Origin of the sequence: Nostoc sp. CmiVER01 (assembly GCF_034531135.2) — a bacterium.
Lineage (GTDB): Bacteria > Cyanobacteriota > Cyanobacteriia > Cyanobacteriales > Nostocaceae > Nostoc.
In genome coordinates this window covers 101,907-122,451 of the sequence record NZ_JAVRBU020000008.1, presented here as the reverse complement: position 1 = coordinate 122,451, position 20,545 = coordinate 101,907, and the positions used below count along the sequence as shown (strand labels likewise).

Here is a 20,545-nt window from a genome sequence, read left to right as displayed (position 1 = left end):
GAAAATGACAAATGACAAAACGTATAATCGGCTTAACTGGGGGTATTGCCACAGGCAAAACCACTGTCACCAATTATTTAGCTAGCGCTTATAACTTGCCAATTCTGGATGCGGATATTTGTGCTAGAGAGACAGTATCTTTAGGTTCACCTATTCTTGATGCGATCGCAGGGCGTTACGGCGAACAAATTTTACTACCAGATGGCAGCCTCAACCGCCAAAAGCTAGGTGAAATTATCTTTAATCGTCAAGATGAACGCAACTGGATAGACAATTTGATTCATCCAGATGTGCGCGATCGCCTTGAGGAAGCGATCGCCTTATCTTGCTCACAAACACTGGTGTTAGTAGTGCCTCTCTTATTTGAAGCTGGGATGACTGATTTAGTTACAGAAGTTTGGGTAGTGTATTGTTCACAAGAGCAACAGCTACAAAGATTGATACAACGAAACCATTTAAATAAAGAACAGGCACAAGCCCGGATCAACAGTCAATTATCTATTGAAGAAAAAGTGGCTCATGCAGATGTCGTTTTAGACAACTCTTCCACCCTAGAAGTACTACTGAAGCAAGTAGATATAGCTCTAAAAACCACAACTAGGGACTAAATACTATTTATATTAAAAAATATACATAGAATATATTCTCAAAAGATCAAAGGTTTATACAATAAATATTATTTAGTTAAGTAAAAAAACTCCTATCTGACCTAGATTTGTAAAATAATTCGGTGGTTTTACAGTTGAAGCTGCGGTTTATAGTAATGTAAGTTTAATTGGTTAATCAATAAATAAATGCTATAAATCTCTGGATCATGTGATTCTAATCATACTCAAAGTTCAAGGTATAAAGTAATGAATAGTTAATTTTTGCCTGAGATATACAAAATCATGAATGATTTGAAAGGGTTGTTGAGCAAAAAATATCATTAAGTAAGAATTAAATATTAATAACTAATAATTAAGATTTAAGAAAACTTAATTGAAAATTATCCCTCCTAATTTACAATTATTTTTCTAAGTACCGTGTCAACGAGCTGCTTGTAATTTATTTTTTGCTAATTGTGGGTACAGGCACTTAATTAGACATTGGGTGATGTATTGGCTTTCTAGCTGTTAATGCGATTGATTCCTAACTAGTTTTTCACCTGTTCATTCTGAATTGGTGATTGAAAGGAATCGAGATTCACTTAGAGTCCAGAACTCTTCGTTATAGATTTCTTCTTAGGGAAAACTCACTTATGTCTTTGATCAGGACAAGTATGAACTTAAGTTTTAGTTTTTTAAGTAAGTTAGCCCTAGTTAACTTTCCAGCAAACGAATTAAAACAGAAGCATAAAGTACACGATTATACCCGACTAGTTTCTGGAAGCGACTACGTATTTGAGCGCCTCAATGAAGGAACAATCGGATATATAACTGGAAGCGGGACAGTCATTAAACCCTCTGATCGCATTATTTTACAAGAAGGTTGTGAATCTTATCAATATCAAGTTGAGGAAGTTGATTATTACTCAGATCCGTCCGATATGTGGATAGCTTTACTCAAGCAAGTGACGATTGACTAAATATTAAAATCAAGATATATAATTTAAATTTTGTTCAACCCCAATCTGTTTAATATTCTTTAACATTGATCGACAGAAAAAATTTTATGCCCCAGCCAAAAGTTTTACTCAATAAAATGAGCTATTTTTTTAATTAGATAAAGTTGAATTAAGCTGTCGAAGAAACTCAATATTTAAATCCAGCTTTTCCCCTAACCATAAAGAATGAACTGCGTGATCAGCCACAGCATCGCCTGTCTCAGGGTGGACGAGAACATCCAATCCCTTACGATTAAGCATTAACCAGGGAACAACTTTATCAAACTGATTCGGTAAGAAAGCAACTTGATACATTCCTTTTGGGTGGGGGCCGATGGGCTTGTCAAACCAGCGTCCGAGTTGCACATCAAACTTAGCTCCCAATCCATCACGTACACGCGCAGCTACATCCCGACTGGCGGGATCGAAGTAAACATGAGCATGAAAACCAGTGATCTCAATAATATCTTCTTCCATAGATCCACTTTTCGTTCTCAACTCTAATTTTGGCTAGCCGACTTTTTCTTTTTCACTGAAAAAGCGACGTCTACGCTTAATTTTAGCCTAATACCATCTCGTTAAGGATCGGTTGTGGAGATTGGAGGAAGTAGGTAGGCGAGAATACACCAAATTCAGAGTTTAGCTTGCTCAGATTTATGCAATATTACTACTAGTTTCTTTGACAGCTTCATGTGTTTTAGGAGCAACTGAAAGATGCACAACATGTACCGTACAAGGAGCATGGTGAAGAACATAGTTACTCACACTACCGAGAAATAGCTCCATCAGCCCAGAACGACCTCGACGCCCCATCACAATTAGGTCAGCGCCATAACTATGAGCAAAATCACAAATGATGCGACCGGGATTACCAATATTTTGTGTAAATTCCGTAGTTATACCTGCTGCGTTAGCTTGGGCGCAGAAAGATTGCAACATTTGGATTCCTAAGTTTTTAAAGGTATCCCACTGCTTTTGATATAACTCAAAGTTTTGACTACTTAATCCTGGATAGTAGTCAAAATTAGACAGCATAGGTACATAAGGACTACCCTCTTCTTCGGGAGACAAGACATGCACTAGCATTAAGCTAGCTTGTGTTAACTTTGCTAAACCCAAGGCTTCCTCAAAAACCTGTTGCCCTATTTCTGAGCGATCTAATGCAACTAGAATCTTTTTAAACATCATAATAGACCTCCGATTTCATTGGTAAATGGTCTTTACGGTTTCTGGTTTCCAAATGCTGGATTGTCAAAAATGACTAATCTCTCAACTATGTTTAGTGAGTTATGAATTTTAAACTTCTTAAAGGTTTTCGCCCTATATTTATGTTTATAGCAAAACAAGTTGAGGAACTTGTGAAGAAGACATTTATCTTTAATTACCAGGAAAGGCTGTGTTCTATATAATACATTGCTAGCCAGTATTTAGTTTGAATAGATTTTCACACCTTTGCTTCCACAAATATCACACGGCATTTGCCACTTTACTAAGGCATGTCATCAAATAGGTATCAATTTAGTTTAGAATCGATACGTTTTCTATGTATGTTAAAGGCGGTACTCAAAAGTCAAGAATGTTTTCCCTTAACTTTTATGCCAAGAGAAATTTTGGATATTCATTTCTCCATTCCAGTATTAATATATGACTCATATTTGATTTTTGAACAAAACTCAGTACACCCTTATTCCTTCTTCCCAGTCCCCAGTCCCCAGTCCCCAATCCTTTACCTCTAGATAGTAATTCAAAAATTAAATCGGATTGCTATAGATTGTGCGTAGTTTTTAATTAGTATTAATAAGCCATTATATGATAGTCTAATTGTTAAAAATAATTTTTGTAGGCTCTTCTAACCTCAGAGTTTATAAGTTCCGAATCTAATGTACAGTCTTTCGTAAGTGGTATTGAGGAGAAAACGTGGGATTTCAGAAGTTATTGTATATTTTTACTCTAGTAGGGATTGCTACGTTTGCTCTGGATATACCTGTATTTGCTCAAATCGCGCAGACTCTCTCCAATTCTTCACAATCGAATTGTCGTGCAACTAAAGTAGATACTGCAATTTTCAAAGAACCTTCAACATCATCTAACGCTATCAGAATATTACCAGCCAAAACAACGATTGCTTTAGCATATATACCAGCTAGTGGAGATAAATTTGTCAGAATTAAATCTCCGACTTCAGGGTTTATTCAAACTGGTGTGCTGAAGTTTTGTCAGACAAATAACAACGCTCAAAACGTGTGGACTAAACCGACTATTGGCAGTGCATGTCGGCGAATTGTACAACCTGTAACTCTACGTGGTCAACCAAGTACAAAAGGAGCTTTTATTACAACACTTAATTCCAACACAATCGTATTTGTGAACTTGGTTACAGGTAATATAGTTAAGTCATACAAATCTGAAAATTATATTTGGGTAGAAATCGACCTTTCCAGAAGTTTCCCACAAGAGTTATCCGGTAATGGTTGGATAGCCAATACTGACTTAGTAAATACTCCCGGATTAAGCAATCTGGCTTATTGTAGCTAGTAGCTTATTTCGCTCAGTATTTCCACTAGGTATGAGTTTCTCTATGCGCTAGGGGTAACGGTTCAGGGGGTAGAAGAGCGATCGCCAAAATAGCCTCATATTACTTGGATACTTGCTTCAATTTTTTAGGTAGTCGCCCAATACGGTTTGGATAAGCAGGGGAGAAAAGAGAGTTATTTATTATTAAGCAATATTTCTTTTCCCCTGCCCCCTACTATGATCAACGGTATAGCCAAACACGCAATAGTGAAAGCAATTGTTCAGTATCTACAGGTTTTGTGATGTAGTCTGATGCGCCGGCTTCAATACACTTTTCACGATCGCCTTGCATAGCTTTAGCGGTCAGTGCAATAATCGGCAAAGATTTAAATTGTTCGTTTTGGCGGATTAACCTTGTTGTTTCGTAACCATCCATTTCTGGCATCATTACATCCATCAAAACTACATCAATATCTGGTGTAGTTTCCAATAAGGTAATCCCCTCGCTGCCGTTCTCGGCATATAAAACCTGTATTTGATAACGCTCCAGCATACTTGTCAGCGCGAAGATATTACGTACATCGTCATCTACAATTAGCGCTTTCTTGCCAGCGAGTAAGTAGTCTATGGAATGCAGTTGTTCAAGTATTTCTCGTTTGGGTGCTGGTAAATTTGCTTGGACTCGGTGTAAAAATAATGCTGTTTCATCAAGGAGACGTTCGGGCGATCGCACATCTTTAATGATGATTGTTTCGGCAATTCGTCTGAGTTCCGTTTCTTGAGCTTTGCTAATTTCTCTACCTGTGTAGACAATAATTGGTAGAGTTTTGCCGTTAGGTAGAAGCTTTATCTGCTCGATAAGTTCAAACCCAGTCATGTCAGGTAGCCCTAAATCGAGAACGAGGCAATCAAAATGCTGGGCGCGAATAGCTTCTAAAGCTTCTGCACCAGTGCCCACTGCTGTGGTAGAAACATCGCTGTTACCAATTAGCTCGACAATACTAAGCCTTTGAATGTCGTCGTCTTCGACTACTAGCAAATTCTTCACTTGGCGCTCAACAAAACCTTTAATTTTGGTCAACGCTTCGGATATTATCTCGCTGGTTAAGGGCTTTTGCAGATATGCGATCGCACCTAATTGCAAACCGCGCTGTCTCCCGTCCTCAACGGTCATAATATGTACAGGAATGTGGCGGGTATTTGGGTCATGCTTGAGACGATCTAATACCGTCCAACCATCCATTTCTGGCAACCTGATATCTAGCAAAATGGCTGAAGGTAGGAATTGCTGCGCTAGCATTAAACCTGTAGTGCCTGTTTGGGCAGCGATCACCTTGAATCCGTGCTGTTGTGCCATATCTAGCAGGATACGCGCAAAATTAACGTCATCCTCAACAATTAGTAACACGCGATCGCCTCTTTCAATAATAGTGCGATCGTCATTTAGGAGTGGGGAATAGGTAGAGACGCGATTAATCGCGTCTGTGCTGGATTGTTTTGATGTTGACTCAGGACTCAGCACTCGTGACTCTGGACTCAATTGGGGGAAGTAGAATGTAAAGGTGCTACCAAGACCTGGTTGACTAATTAGTTTAATTTCGCCGCCAAAGAGACGGGCGATTTCACGGCTGATTGATAAGCCCAATCCAGTACCGCCATATCTGCGACTGGTAGAGCCATCGGCTTGCTGAAATGCCTCGAAAATCACTTTCTGCTTGTCGGGGGCAATGCCAATGCCTGTATCGCTGACTGAAAAGGCGATGACATTTTGAGCGCGATTTAAGGTTTCTTGGTCTTTGCTCCATCCCTGCTTCGCCACCGCAATCTGTAAGCGTACCTCTCCTTTTTCTGTAAATTTAAAAGCATTGGAGAGGAGATTTTTTAAGACCTGTTGTAAGCGTTTGACATCTGTATAGATCGTTGTGGGCAATTCGGGAGTCAATTCAATTGTGAAACCAAGTCCTTTGCTCTGAGCGATTTGTCGGAAGGTACGCTCAATCTGATCGCCCAATTCTGTCAATGGCATTTGAGTCATGTCAATTGACATAGTTCCAGATTCAATTTTGGCGAGATCGAGAATGTCATTGATTAACGCCAACAAATCAGTACCTGCTGAGTAAATTGTTTGGCTGTATTCGACTTGCTTGGCGGTGAGATTGCGATCAATGTTATCTGATAATAACTTCGCCAAAATCAACAAGCTGTTTAGCGGTGTCCGCAGTTCATGAGACATGTTGGCGAGAAACTCTGATTTATATTTTGAAGAAAGGGCGAGTTGTTCAGCTTTGTCTTCTAAAGAAAGTCTTGCTTGTTCAATTTCCCGATTTTTGCGCTCGACTTCTTTCTTTTGCATCGCTAACAACTCTGCTTTTTCTTCTAATTCAGCGTTGGTTTGTTGCAGTTCCTCTTGTTGTCCTTTGAGTAAATCTTCAGAGGCTTTGAGTGATTGCGCTTGTTCTTCTAAGCGCTTGTTAGTTTCCCTAAGTTCGCTTTGCTGGGTTTGGAGTTCTTCAGCTAAAGATTGCGACTGCTTGAGTAATTCTTCGGTTCGCATGGATGCTGCGATCGTGTTGAGGACGATCGCTATACTTTCGGTAAGTTGGTCGAAGAATGTCAGATGAATTTCGCTAAAGCGCCGGAAGGATGCTAATTCTATGACTGCTGTCACTTGTCCTTCAAAGAGTACAGGTAACACTACAGCATTGAGTGGAGACGCTTCTCCTAAACCAGAGGCAATTCTGACATAATCACTTGGCACATCCGTTAGCAGTATTCGCTCTTTTTCTAAAGCGCATTGTCCCACCAAACCTTCACCCAAATAGAAGCGGTTAGCTAAATGTCTGCGTTCGCGGTAAGCGTAGCTACTAATTAGTTTTAAAAACGGTATATTTTCTCCAGACTCCATCAGGAAGAATACGCCGTGTTGCGCTCCAACTAAAGGTGCTAGCTCTGAGAGAATTAATTTAGATACGGTTTCTAAGTCTCGTTGCCCTTGCAGCATTCGGGTAAACTTGGCGAGGTTAGTTTTCAACCAGTCTTGCTCAGTGTTTTTCTGCGTTGTCTCGCGCAGATTAGCAATCATCTGGTTGATGTTGTCTTTGAGTATCGCAACTTCCCCTAGTGCTTCGACGGCAATTGAACGAGTTAAATCACCTTTTGTTACAGCTGTAGCAACTTCTGCGATCGCTCGCAACTGAGTTGTCAGTGTAGCAGCAAGTTCATTTACATTATCCGTCAAATCTTTCCAAGTTCCAGCCGCGCCAGGTACTCTCGCTTGTCCGCCTAACTTTCCTTCAATTCCCACTTCCCGCGCTACTGTAGTTACCTGATTGGCAAATGTCGCTAGAGTATCAATCATCTCGTTGATTGTCTCTGCTAAGGTTTCAATTTCTCCCTTAGCATCTAACATCAGTTTTCGTTTTAAGTCACCATTAGCAACTGCTGTTACAACTCTGGCGATACCGCGCACTTGTGCCGTTAAGTTCCCCGCCATCGAGTTAACGTTATCTGTTAAATCTTTCCAAGTTCCTGCAACACCTTGGACTTGGGCTTGTCCGCCCAACTTACCTTCAGTTCCCACTTCCCGCGCCACCCGCGTTACTTCTGAGGCAAAAGAACTAAGTTGATCCACCATTGTATTGGTAGTATTCTTCAAGTCCAAAATTTCGCCTTTGGCATCGACGGTAATTTTCTTAGATAAGTCGCCATTAGCTACCGCCTTGGTAACTTCTGCGATGTTACGAACTTGTCCGGTAAGGTTCCCCGCCATCGAGTTAACGTTATCAGTTAAATCTTTCCAAGTCCCTGCAACTCCTCTGACGTAAGCTTGTACGCCTAATTTACCTTCCGTTCCCACCTCACGGGCAACCCTTGTTACTTCTGATGCAAAAGAATTTAGTTGATCCACCATTGTGTTGATGGTGTTCTTGAGTTCCTGAATTTCACCTTTCACATCGACGGTAATTTTTTTGGATAAGTCGCCGTTAGCTACCGCCGTGGTAACTTCGGCAATGTTCCGCACTTGTGCTGTTAAACTTCCCGCCATGAAGTTTACGCTGTCTGTTAAATCCTTCCAAGTCCCGGCTACACCTTTAACTTCTGCTTGTACACCTAATTTACCTTCAGTTCCCACCTCACGGGCAACCCGCGTCACTTCACTTGCAAAGGAGTTGAGTTGATCTACCATTGTGTTAACAGTGTTTTTCAACTCTAAAATTTCACCTTTGACATCAACGGAGATTTTCTTAGATAAGTCGCCATTAGCTACAGCTGTGGTAACGGCGGCAATGTTTCGCACCTGTGCCGTTAAGCTTCCCGCCATGAAGTTCACGCTGTCGGTTAAATCTTTCCAAGTCCCAGCGACGCCGCGCACATCTGCTTGTACGCCTAGTTTACCTTCGCTTCCCACTTCCCGCGCCACCCGCGTTACTTCACTGGCAAAGGAGTTGAGTTGATCCACCATTATATTGATGGTATTCTTGAGTTCGAGAATTTCGCCTTTGACGGCAACAGTAATTTTCTTCGATAAGTCACCATTGGCGATCGCAGTTGTCACTTCGGCAATGTTCCGCACCTGTGCCGTCAAGCTTCCCGCCATGAAGTTCACGCTGTCAGTTAAATCTTTCCAAGTACCAGCAACGTCTTTCACTTCTGCTTGTACACCCAATTTACCTTCAGTTCCCACCTCACGGGCGACTCGCGTCACTTCACTTGCAAAGGAACTGAGTTGATCCACCATTGTATTAATGGTATTTTTCAACTCCAGAATTTCACCTTTGACATCGACAGTAATTTTCTTCGATAAGTCGCCTGTTGCAACCGCCGTAGTTACTTCGGCAATGTTCCGCACCTGCGCCGTCAAGCTTCCCGCCATGAAATTCACGCTGTCGGTTAAATCTTTCCACGTACCCGCCACACCGCGCACTTCTGCTTGCACGCCCAGTTTACCCTCGCTTCCCACCTCACGCGCAACCCGTGTTACTTCTGATGCAAAAGAATTGAGTTGATCCACCATTGTGTTGATGGTGTTTTTGAGTTCCAGAATTTCACCTTTGACATCAACGGTGATTTTCTTGGATAAATCCCCTGTTGCAACCGCCGTAGTTACTTCGGCAATATTCCGCACCTGTGCCGTTAAACTTCCCGCCATGAAGTTTACGCTGTCTGTTAAATCTTTCCAAGTTCCAGCCACGCCGCGCACATCGGCTTGCACACCCAGTTTACCTTCACTGCCCACTTCACGGGCAACCCTTGTAACTTCACTTGCAAAGGAACTGAGTTGATCTACCATTATATTGATGGTATTCTTCAGTTCAAAAATTTCACCTCTAACATCGACGGTGATTTTTTTAGATAGATCACCATTTGCGATCGCAGTGGCAACTTCGGCAATATTTCGCACCTGTCCGGTGAGATTACCCGCCATTAAGTTAACGTTATCAGTTAAATCTTTCCAAGTACCCGCAACTCCCCGGACTTCTGCTTGTACGCCTAACTTTCCTTCAGTTCCCACCTCACGCGCAACTCTTGTTACTTCTGATGCAAAAGAATTCAGTTGATCCACCATTGTGTTGATGGTGTTTTTCAACTCTAGAATTTCACCTTTGACATCGACAGTGATTTTCTTAGATAAGTCGCCATTTGCAACCGCCGTTGTCACTTCCGCAATGTTCCGCACCTGTGCCGTCAAGCTTCCCGCCATGAAATTCACGCTGTCGGTCAGGTCTTTCCACGTACCTGCTACCCCGCGCACTTCTGCTTGACCGCCTAATTTTCCTTCAGCACCCACCTCACGCGCAACCCTTGTTACTTCTGATGCAAAGGAATTAAGTTGATCCACCATGATATTGACGGTGTTTTTCAACTCTAAAATTTCGCCTTTGACATCAACAGTAATTTTCTTAGAAAGGTCGCCATTCGCTACCGCCGTTGTTACTTCTGCAATATTACGGACTTGAGCAGTTAAATTTCCTGCCATCAAATTAACGTTGTCAGTTAAATCTTTCCAAGTCCCTGCCACTCCTTTAACTTCGGCTTGTACGCCCAACTTCCCTTCAGTTCCCACTTCACGGGCAACTCGCGTTACTTCCGATGCAAAAGAATTAAGCTGATCCACCATCGTGTTGACGGTGTTTTTTAGTTCTAGAATTTCGCCTTTCACATTGACAGTGATTTTTTTGGATAAATCACCATTTGCGATCGCAGTAGCAACTTCAGCAATGTTGCGAACTTGTCCGGTGAGATTACCCGCCATCAAGTTAACGTTATCAGTCAAATCTTTCCAAGTGCCAGCTACACCTAGCACTTCGGCTTGAACGCCCAACTTCCCTTCGGTTCCCACTTCACGCGCCACCCGCGTTACTTCCGATGCAAAGGAACCTAGCCGATCTACCATCGTGTTGACGATATTAGCAGTTTGGAGAAACTCACCTTGGAGGGGTCTGCCCTCAATTTCTGTGGCGATCGTTTGCGATAAGTCACCATTGGCGACTGACCGAATTACCCGAGTAGTTTCAGCTGTTGGTTGGACTAAATCTGAAATTAGAGTATTGACAGAAGTAACACAATCTGACCAAGAACCTCCAACATCTCCAAGAGAGGCGCGCTCGGCAATTTTGCCTTCTTTGCCGACAACATTACCAATGCGTTGTAGTTCGGCCGCCATCCGCTCATTTTGATAAATAATATCATTGAGCGTATCAGCTATTTTCCCTGCCACACCAGTATGGTCTATAGGCATCCGGGCCGAGAAGTCACCTTGTTTAACAGCATTCAGCGTTCTTAGTAGCTGATTTAAATCTAAATTATCACTGTCTCTAGTTAACTGTTCGGTTGCCATAACCTTATCCTTAATCTTAATCCTTGAAGAATTTTTTGTATTTTTTGCACCCCGTACCTAGTGAGATAACTTTTAGGTAATGCGGATGAAAATAGAGAGTAGGGAATAAAAAGTGGATTAAACTAATTTTTATGGGTCGAGTGTAAGCAGTTGACAAAAACTGCTCACTAAATGGTATTGCCGTCGGTGTATCTGGCATCCCACTTAGCTAATCATAGCTAGTTGGCCTCTGTTATGCAGCATCAATTGTCGGCGATGTTTAACTTAGGCGAGTAAGCGATCGCACAGTCAAACACACAATGACAATTAACATTACGTGAATTCGATTAAATCAATAAATCCTAAGTGATAACTGAGGTTTGCTAAAGTCAGAAATATCCGGTAACTCCAAGGATTGGCAAATGGTTAGAGAGTACTCAGCCCACAGACATCTGCCTCCGCTTGAAAGTGGCGATCGCCTAACTCGCCCTGAATTTGAACGGCGTTATGCGGCTGCACCCCATATCAAGAAAGCAGAACTGATTGAAGGAATTGTTTACGTGGCATCTCCCTTAAGACATGAGCAGCATGGCAAACCCCACAGTCGGGTGATAACTTGGTTAGGAGTCTACCAATCACTGACTCCTGGCGTTGATTTGAGTGATGCCGCAACAGTCAGACTAGATTTAGACAATGAACCCCAGCCAGATGCAGCCTTGTTTATTGAACCAGACGCAGGCGGACAAACCCGTTTAAGCAGCGACGGTTACATTGAAGGATCTCCCGAATTAATTGTTGAAATTGCAGCGAGTAGCGTGGCCATTGATACAGGCAGTAAAAAGCAGGTTTATCGCCGTAATGGGGTGTTGGAGTACGTAATCTGGCAATCTTACGAGAATAAAATTGAATGGTTTTGCCTAATTGATGGCGACTATCGATTGCTATCTCCCGGTGCAGATGGAATTATTCGCTCTGGGGTGTTTCCGGGTTTATGGTTAGCGGTGGAAGCGCTGTTAAATAATCAGATGGTGCGAGTGTTGGAAGTGGTGCAAGCGGGGTTGAAGTCACCGGAACATGATGCGTTTGTGCAGCAATTGAAGAAATAGACAAGTCTGAAATAGTTTACTCACCGAGTTTTTGTGTCAGTTTTACTCCACCCTAACCCTCCCCTTGTCAAGGGGAGGGAACTGGATTCCTGTTTCCCCACTTTCCAAGGGGGGATTAAGGGGGGTAATTCGACTTGTATACACACCGTAGCCTTAAAAAGGTGGAAACTAGTGCCCCCTTTTTCCAGGTTAAATTGAGTGTTTGAGCTTTAGTTGACACTAAACCCTATTGGATTTTACTCAACTTACGACGATCGCACCCGACACCCCATTCATAGATCCATTTGTAGAAGAAAGCTTTACAGAATCGGCTGCTAAAGAATTGGTGACTTTGGAATTGCCTAGTACGCTTCGCTTTTTCTTAGTATTACCTCGTCTAGCACCACCCGCCATCTCGTATTCTGGGCTGGTTTTACCGTAACGGCTGCCAACTCCTAGTAACATTTGTTCTGACATCGCTATTACAGCCTTTTCGGCGTTATTCACATCATCTGTAAGTTTGTCAATGGTAGATAATGCAGTGTTGTAAGCAGCAAGCTTAGACCGGAGATCGTTAATTGTCATGGTGTAAGCTTGTATAGTCAATCCTTGGCCAAAGTCAAGCTGTACACTGATAGATTGTAAACTTTCAATCCGGCGATCAGCTCGTTCTAAAACGGTGGAATTTCTTTTACGACGTGCCATAATGCATCTCTGATACTAGGTTATTAGTACTGTTTTATACCACTGTTTTTTTGATTGTCATGGGAAAATATAGCAAATCAGTTGCGATTATATCTCAAAAAATTTAGTTAATTTCACTTAGACTATATTTAATTCCAGGTATTAAATAAATTTATAATTTCGTTACAACAATTGCTGCAATGACTTAAGCCTTTCTTATACATGGAAGAACATTTGTTGCAAAGTATTAAACAATTGCAGCAACGACTTATACCTTTGCAAGAAAAACTTAAGTCTTTCTTATACATGGAAAAGCATTTGTTACAAAGTATTAAACAATTGCAGCAACGGCTTATACCTTTGCAAGAAAAACTTAAGCCTTTCTTATACATGAAGTAATCTTAGCTGCTAAGGTTTAAATTTTTACAGTTTCAAGTGTAGGAGCGATCGCTTTTGCTGGTTGTCTGAGATAATACCTCTTACATAAATCAACTGATTGCGGCGATAACGTAGCGTTAGCGACAGCGTAGCGTTAGGGAGGAACGAGCATCGGAACAAACGCCGCTTTGCTACAGGCTACTGGAAAAAGTTTTTTAAAATTTGGTGGTGGGTAAGAGCAACCACCATAATTTTTCGATTTTACACCCAGTCCCCAATCCCTAATCCCCAGTCCCTTTTACTAGAAATAAATTTTCATGATTAATCTTCCTAAATTAAGTAAAACTGACTTTTTAGTTTTGATTTGTGTTCTCATAATTGGTTTGATAAATTTACCTTTTCCATTTGCAGGAGATCAAGCACTATTTACAACAGGTGCTTTGGAGATGCAACAAGGAAAGGTACTCTATCGGGATTTTTGGGATTTAAAGCAACCTGGAATTTATTACTTTTATTTCTTAGCAGGAAATTTATTTGGTTTTAATGAGATTGGCATCCATATTTTTGAACTGATTTACATGATGCTTTTCTCTATTACATTGCAGCTAACTCTAAAAAATTATTTTCGCCATCAGATAGTAGCAAGCTTAGTACCTTTGTTAACAGTTGGGGTTTACTACATTGTTTCATATCATAAACAATTTACTCAAGTAGAAGGACTAGTTGGTTTTCCTTTATTTTTATGTCTTTGGCTAACTTATGAATCTTTTAATCATGAAGGAAAGCAGAGATTTATTCAACTTTTACTCTCAGGCTTCATGGGTGGAATTGTCCTGATATTTAAATTAATATTTTTGCCTATATTACTTTGTTTTTGGCTAACTGCTTTGCTTCATTCTATATTGATAAAACATCAAAAAACTAAAAAAATATTTCTTGAAATTTGCCTGCCAATTTTTATAGGAATTATCTTTCCTATTTTATTTATTGTTATCTATTTTGCCTCGGTTGATAGTTTATCAATTGTATATAAGACATTCTTTGTATATCCAAGCCAGGTGGTTGCTAATGGTAAATTAAATAAGTTTAGGTTAATTTTTGGTAATCTATGGTTTTTAAAGAATTTTATCACTTTAGTTGTAATGGCTATTGTTGCAGTAAATGTATCATTGCGTAAGAATAAAAATTTATTGACCTTATTATTGGTTGTTTGGTTTGTTTTTGGGTTAGGTGTTATTTTTATACAAATTAGGTCACTTTGGCTCTATCATTATTTACTCTTATTTGTACCTACAGGCATTTTAGCAACCAAAGGTTTAGATATATTATGGGAGCGTTTCAAAGAATTAAGTTCACCAATAATTAAAATTCTGGTGTCATTGGTGTTTTTATCACCTTTATTATGGAATTTTCAAATTAAGAGTATTGCTTTAGTTAATAATAATTTTGCTTTAACTGAAGATACACGATTTAAATATCAGAGTAGATTTAGAGGAGATTATGCATCACTTCATTCAGAGATTGCTTTTCTCTCGCAACCAGGAAGTTTACCTAGTGCAATTTTCGTTGCTGGCGACCCGTCTATTTATTATTTATCTGGTCGTACTCAAGCAACATCACTAAATGCATGGTCGCTTGAATTATTTCTACCTGAGCAATGGCCACAACTTTTAGGAGAATTAGATTTATCCAAGCCTCCTTATATATTTGTTACTAATAAATATCACGCTTTGATTCAAGAAAAGTTTCCAAAAATTCTAGAATTGATTGAAAAAAGATATCATATTTTATCTAAAACTAGTTATGGTAGTTGGTATATTTTAAGCTAGAACATGAGAGTTCCCTCCTTGAAGAATTCAGAAGTCAGAATTTGGGAGAAAGTGAGAGAAAAAACCTGTTTCAAATGGCGGATAATGCTGTAGGTGTAACTTACCACCGATTACATCACTGTCTTGATGCAGTCGGTCTTGGGGGTTTCCCCCATGAGCGACTGCATCGCTTTTTAACCGAAGCACCTTGGTCAAGTGGGCAGGTGAATGAGCATCGATTAAAAATTATGAATAAGTGCAGTCAAACAAGAATTAGTAGAGGTTTTAGCTTAATAATTGATGTTTTATAACCGTTAAACTACTTAAATACTCTGATGAATATCTAGCGTTGTCAATAGACTGGCTGCCATGAAGGGGAAAGTTATATCATGTCCGATAAATCACTTGTAATATGTCCTTGTAAATGAAATGAAGCCGCAGTGCTTTTTGGTTTTAGACGTTTCAAACAAGTGGCTTATTTACGCCTTTTGTTCCTATAAGTTGAACAATGGCTGCAATTAATTTTTCTGGGTTAAAAGGCTTAGGTAAATGCATCTGAAACCCAGCTTTTAGTGCTTCTTGCCGATCATCATTTTTAGCAAAAGCCGTCAAGGCGATCGCTGGAATTTGTCCACCTTGTTCTGGTGTCCAACTTCTCACTTTACGTATTAACATATAGCCATCCATATCGGGCATACTAATATCACTAACCAACACATCTGGCTTTATCTCTGTTAGAGTTTTTAATGCTTCATAAGCAGAAGATAAAGCGATAACAAAAGCCCCATCTTGCTCTAATACAAAAGCAGCAAAATCTAACGAATCAGGATCATCATCAACAACTAAAACCCGAACACCAGCAAGAGGTAACGACTTAGGAGTTAATAATACAGGGTAGTTTTGTTCATCAGTCAGGCTTGGGCTTTCATCTTCCAGAAGCGGCAAACTAACAGTAAATGTTGCTCCTTTGTTTTCACCCTGGCTATCTGCTTTAACAATGCCGCCATGTATCTCGATGATATTACGCACAATTGCCAATCCCAGCCCTAATCCACCAAAATTTCTCGTAGAGGTGCTATCTGCTTGGCGGAAGTAATCAAACACGAATGGTAAAAACTCAGCGCTAATTCCTTTGCCTGTATCGCTAACTATGATTTGAGCATAGCCATCAGCTTGCTTTAATTCTACTTTTATCTTTCCTCCCTTGGGTGTAAATTTTACAGCGTTAGACAGGAGATTCCAGACGACTTGCTGCAAACGAGTAGAGTCGCCCATAACTTCTCCCATAAGGGGTTCAAATACTGTACTCACCTCAATCAACTTTGCTTCTGCTGCTAAACGCATTGTCTGTAATGCAGACAATATCGTAGACTCTAGATTAATTTTCGTAATATCTAGCGTCAGTTTGCCCTGTAAAATTCTGGAGATATCCAGCAAGTCTTCAATGAGTTGAACCTGTAAGTTGGCATTTCGTTCGATTGTGGCTAGTGCTTCAGATGTTTTTGATTGGTTTAACCTGCCGGTTTGCAACAACTTTGACCAGCCGAGAATTGCGTTTAATGGAGTGCGTAATTCGTGAGAAAGGACGGCTAAAAATTCATCTTTAATTCGATTGGCTGTTTCTGCTTTAGCTCGTGCTACTTGTTCTAATTCTAACAGGTGCGCCCGTTCTTCAAGTATTTGTTTTTGTTCGTGGATATCTGTACATGTTCCAAACCACTTTACTACAATACCTTGCTCATCTTTGAGTGGTAAACCTCGCGCTAGCTGCCAACGATAGCAGCCATCAGAAGCCCGTCTAAAGCGATATTCATTGTTATATATAGTGCTGTTTTTTACAGCATTAGACCAAACTTCATTAGCATTTTGGATATCATCTGGATGCAATGCAGCCAACCAACCAGAACCCAAGGATTGCTCTAATGTTAGCCCAGTGTATTCGCACCAATTTTGATTAAAATAATCACATTCACCGTTAGGATTGGTTGTCCATACAAGTTGAGGAATTGCCTCAGCCAAATAACGGTAGCGTTCTTCGCTTTGTCGAAGAATTTCTAAAATACGTTGGCGTTCAAGGATTTCTTGTTGTAATTGCTCGTTAGTCTTGGTAATTTCATTGGTACGAACAGCAACCATTTCTTCGAGATGATTTTGGTATTTTCGTAGTTCTTTTTCTACCCGTAAGCGTTCGCTTATTTGTGTTTGAAGTTCTTGATTTGCTTGTTCTAGTTGAGCAGGGCTAGGAAGTGCTAGTGCTTGGGGAACTAGAGGTATAAGTTGTACTGCTGTAACTACAGATATCATTGCAGTTACTGCTTTGACAAAACCTGATAGCCAATAGGTTGGATGCCAAAGCGTCCAAATCTCTATTAAATGAGTGGTGCCACAAGCTACAATAAAAGCACTAAACAGCAGAAAAATCCAATCAAAAGGCAAATCTTGTCGCTTGCGAACAAAGTAGAAGAGTGTAGCTGGAATCGAGTAATAAGCTAGTGCAATGAATGCATCAGATAATATGTGTAACGATACTAAATTCGTTTGCCATAAATAGCAGTGTCCATGTGGAATAAATGATCCTGATGTAAAAAAATTAGTCCACAATTTTGATATTATGTCTGACATAAAAACTAAGTTTTTTAATCTATAACAATCACTAATAAATTTATTTTTTAATTAGCCCAAGTTGTTTGCATATTTTAAATTTACTATTATCCTGTCTGAAGATAAGAATAAGAGAATGAGTAAACAAGACGCTATGCGATTGCGATAGCCTGTGGTAAGCCACTGACGCTCCTTCTCTGCGAGACGCTACGCGTAGCTTGCTTCTCCGTAGGAGTACGTCGCTACCGCTTCGCTAATGCGTCTACGTTAAAAAATTACTTTAATAAAGAGTTAAGCTGTAACTGAACTGTATTGGAAAATAATTAGGGTAGACACTGGTAAATTGCAAAACAAAAACCATTCTCCCGATTATGAGGGAAATGGTAAAAAATTAGGAGAAAGAACAGAAAATTTTATTCTCCGCAATTCTAACTTAACTTAATATCTACTAGACTTATCATTCATTTTATCTAACAGTTCAGTAATTTTTTTAGCTTTCTCGGGTTGGCGTTGTTTTTGCAATAAATCTTTAGCTTGTTGCAGGTTAATCTTAGCTTCATCTTCTCGCTCTTGTTGCATGAGGATATTTGCCAGACGCAAGTAAGCATCAGGATTTTTGGGACTACGACGAATCACTTCCCGGAATAATTCTGTTGCTTCTTGGATTTGGCCTTGTTGGTTTAAAACATCTCCCAAAAACAAGCGCACCACATCATTAGTAGAGTTGAGGGAAATCACTTTCCGAAATGCTGCTTCTGCACCTTGGTAATCTTTGGCTTGAGAAAGATTGATTCCTTTTTGAAATAAGTCTGAGGTAATTAAAGTTTTCCAAGCAAAATAGCCAAGAATTGACAGACTAAGAACAACTACAACAGTAGCAATAATAGAACTAGTAGGAAGGGTTTCTAGCATTGTCTAAGCCAAAAGACAGGCGATAGGAAAAATTAGGTATTCGATAAAAAATAGTTTCCAGATAAATTGGTAGAATTGAGCGATCGCACTTTTATCTTGTAAGTCTACTGCCGAACTCCGCAACCACATCCAAACTAGCAGGACTAAATGAGTAATTACTAGAAATATGGGGTTAATTGAGTCTACACGTAGCACACCAACTAAAATCATCCCCAGATAGCAGGCAGTTATCACCCAAAGAGCTAGATTAAACACAGCTTGTGAACCGAGTTTGATAGTGAAAGTAGAGATATTATAGAGGCGATCGCCTTCCATATCGGGTATATCTTTAAAGATTGCGATCGCAAAGGTAAACACCAAGATAAATAACGTTAGCACCCACACCACAGGCGGAATCACTTGGCTTTGTTTTAGCACCCAACTATAGTGCAAATACAACCCTAAATTAACAATCGTGCCGCGCACCGAAAAAATGCACAACGCTGCCCAAAATGGAAACTGTTTCAAGCGGATTGGCGGTAAAGAATAAGCAGTACCAATGGCCAAACTAATTGCTACCATGCCAAATAAGAATGGCCCAGTTAGCCACGCCACAACTAGCGCCAAAATCCCAGTCAGAGCAACAATTAATTGCCCCGTCTGTTGAGAAAACTCACCTGATGCCAACGGTAAATGAGGCTTATTAATCTTGTCAATATCAACATCTTCTAATTGATTCAGCCCCACAATGTAGACATTGCCACACAGGCAAGCAATCCATGCACCTAAAATAGGGAATAGGGAAACAGTACTATTACTAATTGCAACAGCAATAAAATACACACCTAACACACTCAGGCTTGTACCAATAATCGTGTGGGGGCGAGAGAATTTCCAGAAAGCGTATAACCAATGGAAATATGATTGAACGGGTTTGCGTGGCAAAGGGCTGTTTGGAAAACTCTGGCTCATGAGTACCTTAGATTCAGTATCCGGCTTATTTGTTAACCCTGACTTTTCACGGGATTTAGAAAACCTTACTTCTGCTCTCTCCTGTTGTTGAGAGGCTTTTAATTCTCCCGATTCCTTATTAGAGAAGGGGAGTTAGGTTCCGTGTTAATTTTTCCACATGACTTGAGTTGTCAGATTGTTAATCATTGTCACAGAATTTGGTCATTAACAAGAGCCAAAGCTTTAGACGTAGTGTATTTGTAGCAGAGGTAGCGGCAGCTTAAACCTTTGCCACAGCCCGCTCTAATGTTACTCAAGAGAACCAATCTACTTTATGAAAGAGGCTTTATCCCGAAAAACCTAACAATCAACTATGAAAATACCTCTTCCCGATTCTCCTCTGCTACTCTCCATAACGGTACAATCTATCAGAAAAGTAAATGAATAGTTAAATTATGACAGCTAATTTGACATCTAAAGCGACATTTGACTTTGTGAATGTGCTATCCCAAACTGCGGCTGCGTATCAAGCACAGGAAGGCACACCCCCTAGTGCTGAAATATTAGTAAATGCGTTGCTACAAGCAGAAAAATCTACCAAGCAGGAACGGTTAACTTATCCGTTTGAGTCTCTTCGAGGCAAATGGCAACTTTGCTTTGCCACTGGTACTAAGAAAGTCAGAGAGCGTGGCGGAATTGTATTAGGCAAGGGTTTATATGTACCCAAGTTTATCAAAATCCATGTTTCCTTTAATGCCACTTTAGAACAGGATTCAGACAGGGGCGAAATTAATAATCAGGTTGAATTTGGCCCAGTTTTGTTGAACCTTACGGGGCCAGTGAAATATTTCAACAAGAAAAATTTATTGGCGTTTGACTTCAACCGAATTCTTATTAGTCTATTTGGTCGTATTGTTTATGACAGACCAATGGGTTCTGGTATTCAAGTAGAAGATTTCTACAACCAGTCCATAGCTAAACTCCCTTTCTTTGGTTTCTTTTTGGTGACGGAAGATTTTATTGCAGCTCGTGGCCGAGCTGGAGGATTGGCATTTTGGATTCGAGAAACTTAAAGACAGGGGATTTCACATTTGCGCGAACCATCAAACTGGACGACAACTAGACAAAATGCTGTGCATATTTACTACTTGCCCAATGACTGCGATCGCAGGCGCACCAAATCCAGTTTGCTCTACCTCAACTGTATTGAAATTAGACCGATAGCCTCTAA

The 20,545-nt window shown here is 40.3% G+C and carries 13 protein-coding genes and 2 pseudogenes; 7 read left to right on the top strand and 8 right to left on the bottom strand.

What is annotated here, in order from left to right; translation table 11 throughout:
- The first annotated feature begins 11 nt into the window (after positions 1 to 11).
- Positions 12 to 608 carry a dephospho-CoA kinase gene (gene coaE / locus RMZ43_RS15065; RefSeq protein WP_322650671.1) on the top strand — a complete coding sequence of 199 codons (597 nt, stop codon included), beginning with the start codon at positions 12 to 14 and terminating at the stop codon, positions 606 to 608.
- Positions 609 to 1,261: 653 nt separating this feature from the next.
- The gene (locus RMZ43_RS15060; RefSeq protein ID WP_322650670.1) at positions 1,262 to 1,567 is read left to right on the top strand and encodes a hypothetical protein; all 306 of its coding nucleotides are present in this window, start codon (positions 1,262 to 1,264) and stop codon (positions 1,565 to 1,567) included.
- Between the two features lie 129 nt (positions 1,568 to 1,696).
- Here the strand turns inward: RMZ43_RS15060 and RMZ43_RS15055 are convergent, their stop codons facing one another.
- Both RMZ43_RS15055 and RMZ43_RS15050 read right to left on the bottom strand, forming a co-directional pair.
- Positions 1,697 to 2,062, bottom strand: a complete 366-nt coding sequence (locus RMZ43_RS15055) for a DOPA 4,5-dioxygenase family protein (RefSeq protein WP_322650669.1) — start codon at positions 2,060 to 2,062, stop codon at positions 1,697 to 1,699.
- 177 nt (positions 2,063 to 2,239) lie between these two features.
- On the bottom strand, positions 2,240 to 2,770 hold the full coding sequence (locus RMZ43_RS15050) for a universal stress protein (protein ID WP_322650749.1): 531 nt from the start codon (positions 2,768 to 2,770) through the stop codon (positions 2,240 to 2,242).
- 732 nt (positions 2,771 to 3,502) lie between these two features.
- On the opposite strand from RMZ43_RS15050, the gene RMZ43_RS15045 reads away from it, so the two are divergent.
- Entirely contained in the window at positions 3,503 to 4,120 is a 618-nt protein-coding gene (locus RMZ43_RS15045; protein WP_322650668.1) for a hypothetical protein, read from the top strand.
- Between the two features lie 220 nt (positions 4,121 to 4,340).
- Here the strand turns inward: RMZ43_RS15045 and RMZ43_RS15040 are convergent, their stop codons facing one another.
- Positions 4,341 to 10,937 carry a hybrid sensor histidine kinase/response regulator gene (locus RMZ43_RS15040; RefSeq protein ID WP_322653412.1) on the bottom strand — a complete coding sequence of 2,199 codons (6,597 nt, stop codon included), beginning with the start codon at positions 10,935 to 10,937 and terminating at the stop codon, positions 4,341 to 4,343.
- A 401-nt stretch (positions 10,938 to 11,338) separates the two neighbouring features.
- Between RMZ43_RS15040 and RMZ43_RS15035 the strand changes: the two genes are divergently transcribed.
- On the top strand, positions 11,339 to 12,022 hold the full coding sequence (locus RMZ43_RS15035) for a Uma2 family endonuclease (protein ID WP_322653411.1): 684 nt from the start codon (positions 11,339 to 11,341) through the stop codon (positions 12,020 to 12,022).
- 240 nt (positions 12,023 to 12,262) lie between these two features.
- On the opposite strand, the gene RMZ43_RS15030 is transcribed toward RMZ43_RS15035, so the two are convergent.
- Positions 12,263 to 12,706 carry a hypothetical protein gene (locus RMZ43_RS15030; protein ID WP_322653410.1) on the bottom strand — a complete coding sequence of 148 codons (444 nt, stop codon included), beginning with the start codon at positions 12,704 to 12,706 and terminating at the stop codon, positions 12,263 to 12,265.
- 674 nt (positions 12,707 to 13,380) lie between these two features.
- Between RMZ43_RS15030 and RMZ43_RS15025 the strand changes: the two genes are divergently transcribed.
- Entirely contained in the window at positions 13,381 to 14,892 is a 1,512-nt protein-coding gene (locus RMZ43_RS15025) for a glycosyltransferase family 39 protein (RefSeq protein ID WP_322653409.1), read from the top strand.
- 41 nt (positions 14,893 to 14,933) lie between these two features.
- Positions 14,934 to 15,173 (top strand): annotated as a pseudogene (locus RMZ43_RS15020) (hypothetical protein); the annotation flags it as partial.
- A gap of 160 nt (positions 15,174 to 15,333) precedes the next feature.
- On the opposite strand, the gene RMZ43_RS15015 reads toward RMZ43_RS15020, so the two are convergent.
- The 3 genes from RMZ43_RS15015 to RMZ43_RS15005 form a co-directional block, all read right to left on the bottom strand.
- Positions 15,334 to 17,493, bottom strand: a complete 2,160-nt coding sequence (locus RMZ43_RS15015) for a hybrid sensor histidine kinase/response regulator (protein ID WP_322653408.1) — start codon at positions 17,491 to 17,493, stop codon at positions 15,334 to 15,336.
- A gap of 417 nt (positions 17,494 to 17,910) precedes the next feature.
- Complete coding sequence (locus RMZ43_RS15010; protein WP_322651551.1) at positions 17,911 to 18,384, bottom strand: tetratricopeptide repeat protein; 474 nt, start codon at positions 18,382 to 18,384, stop codon at positions 17,911 to 17,913.
- A gap of 3 nt (positions 18,385 to 18,387) precedes the next feature.
- Positions 18,388 to 19,335, bottom strand: a complete 948-nt coding sequence (locus RMZ43_RS15005; RefSeq protein WP_322651550.1) for a homogentisate phytyltransferase — start codon at positions 19,333 to 19,335, stop codon at positions 18,388 to 18,390.
- Positions 19,336 to 19,769: 434 nt separating this feature from the next.
- On the opposite strand from RMZ43_RS15005, the gene RMZ43_RS15000 reads away from it, so the two are divergent.
- Positions 19,770 to 20,387 (top strand): hypothetical protein, encoded by a 618-nt coding sequence (locus RMZ43_RS15000; protein ID WP_322653407.1) that lies wholly within the window; start codon positions 19,770 to 19,772, stop codon positions 20,385 to 20,387.
- A 30-nt stretch (positions 20,388 to 20,417) separates the two neighbouring features.
- Here RMZ43_RS15000 and RMZ43_RS14995 read toward each other — a convergent pair.
- Positions 20,418 to 20,513: pseudogene (locus RMZ43_RS14995) on the bottom strand (uroporphyrinogen-III C-methyltransferase); the annotation flags it as partial.
- Positions 20,514 to 20,545: the final 32 nt, after the last annotated feature.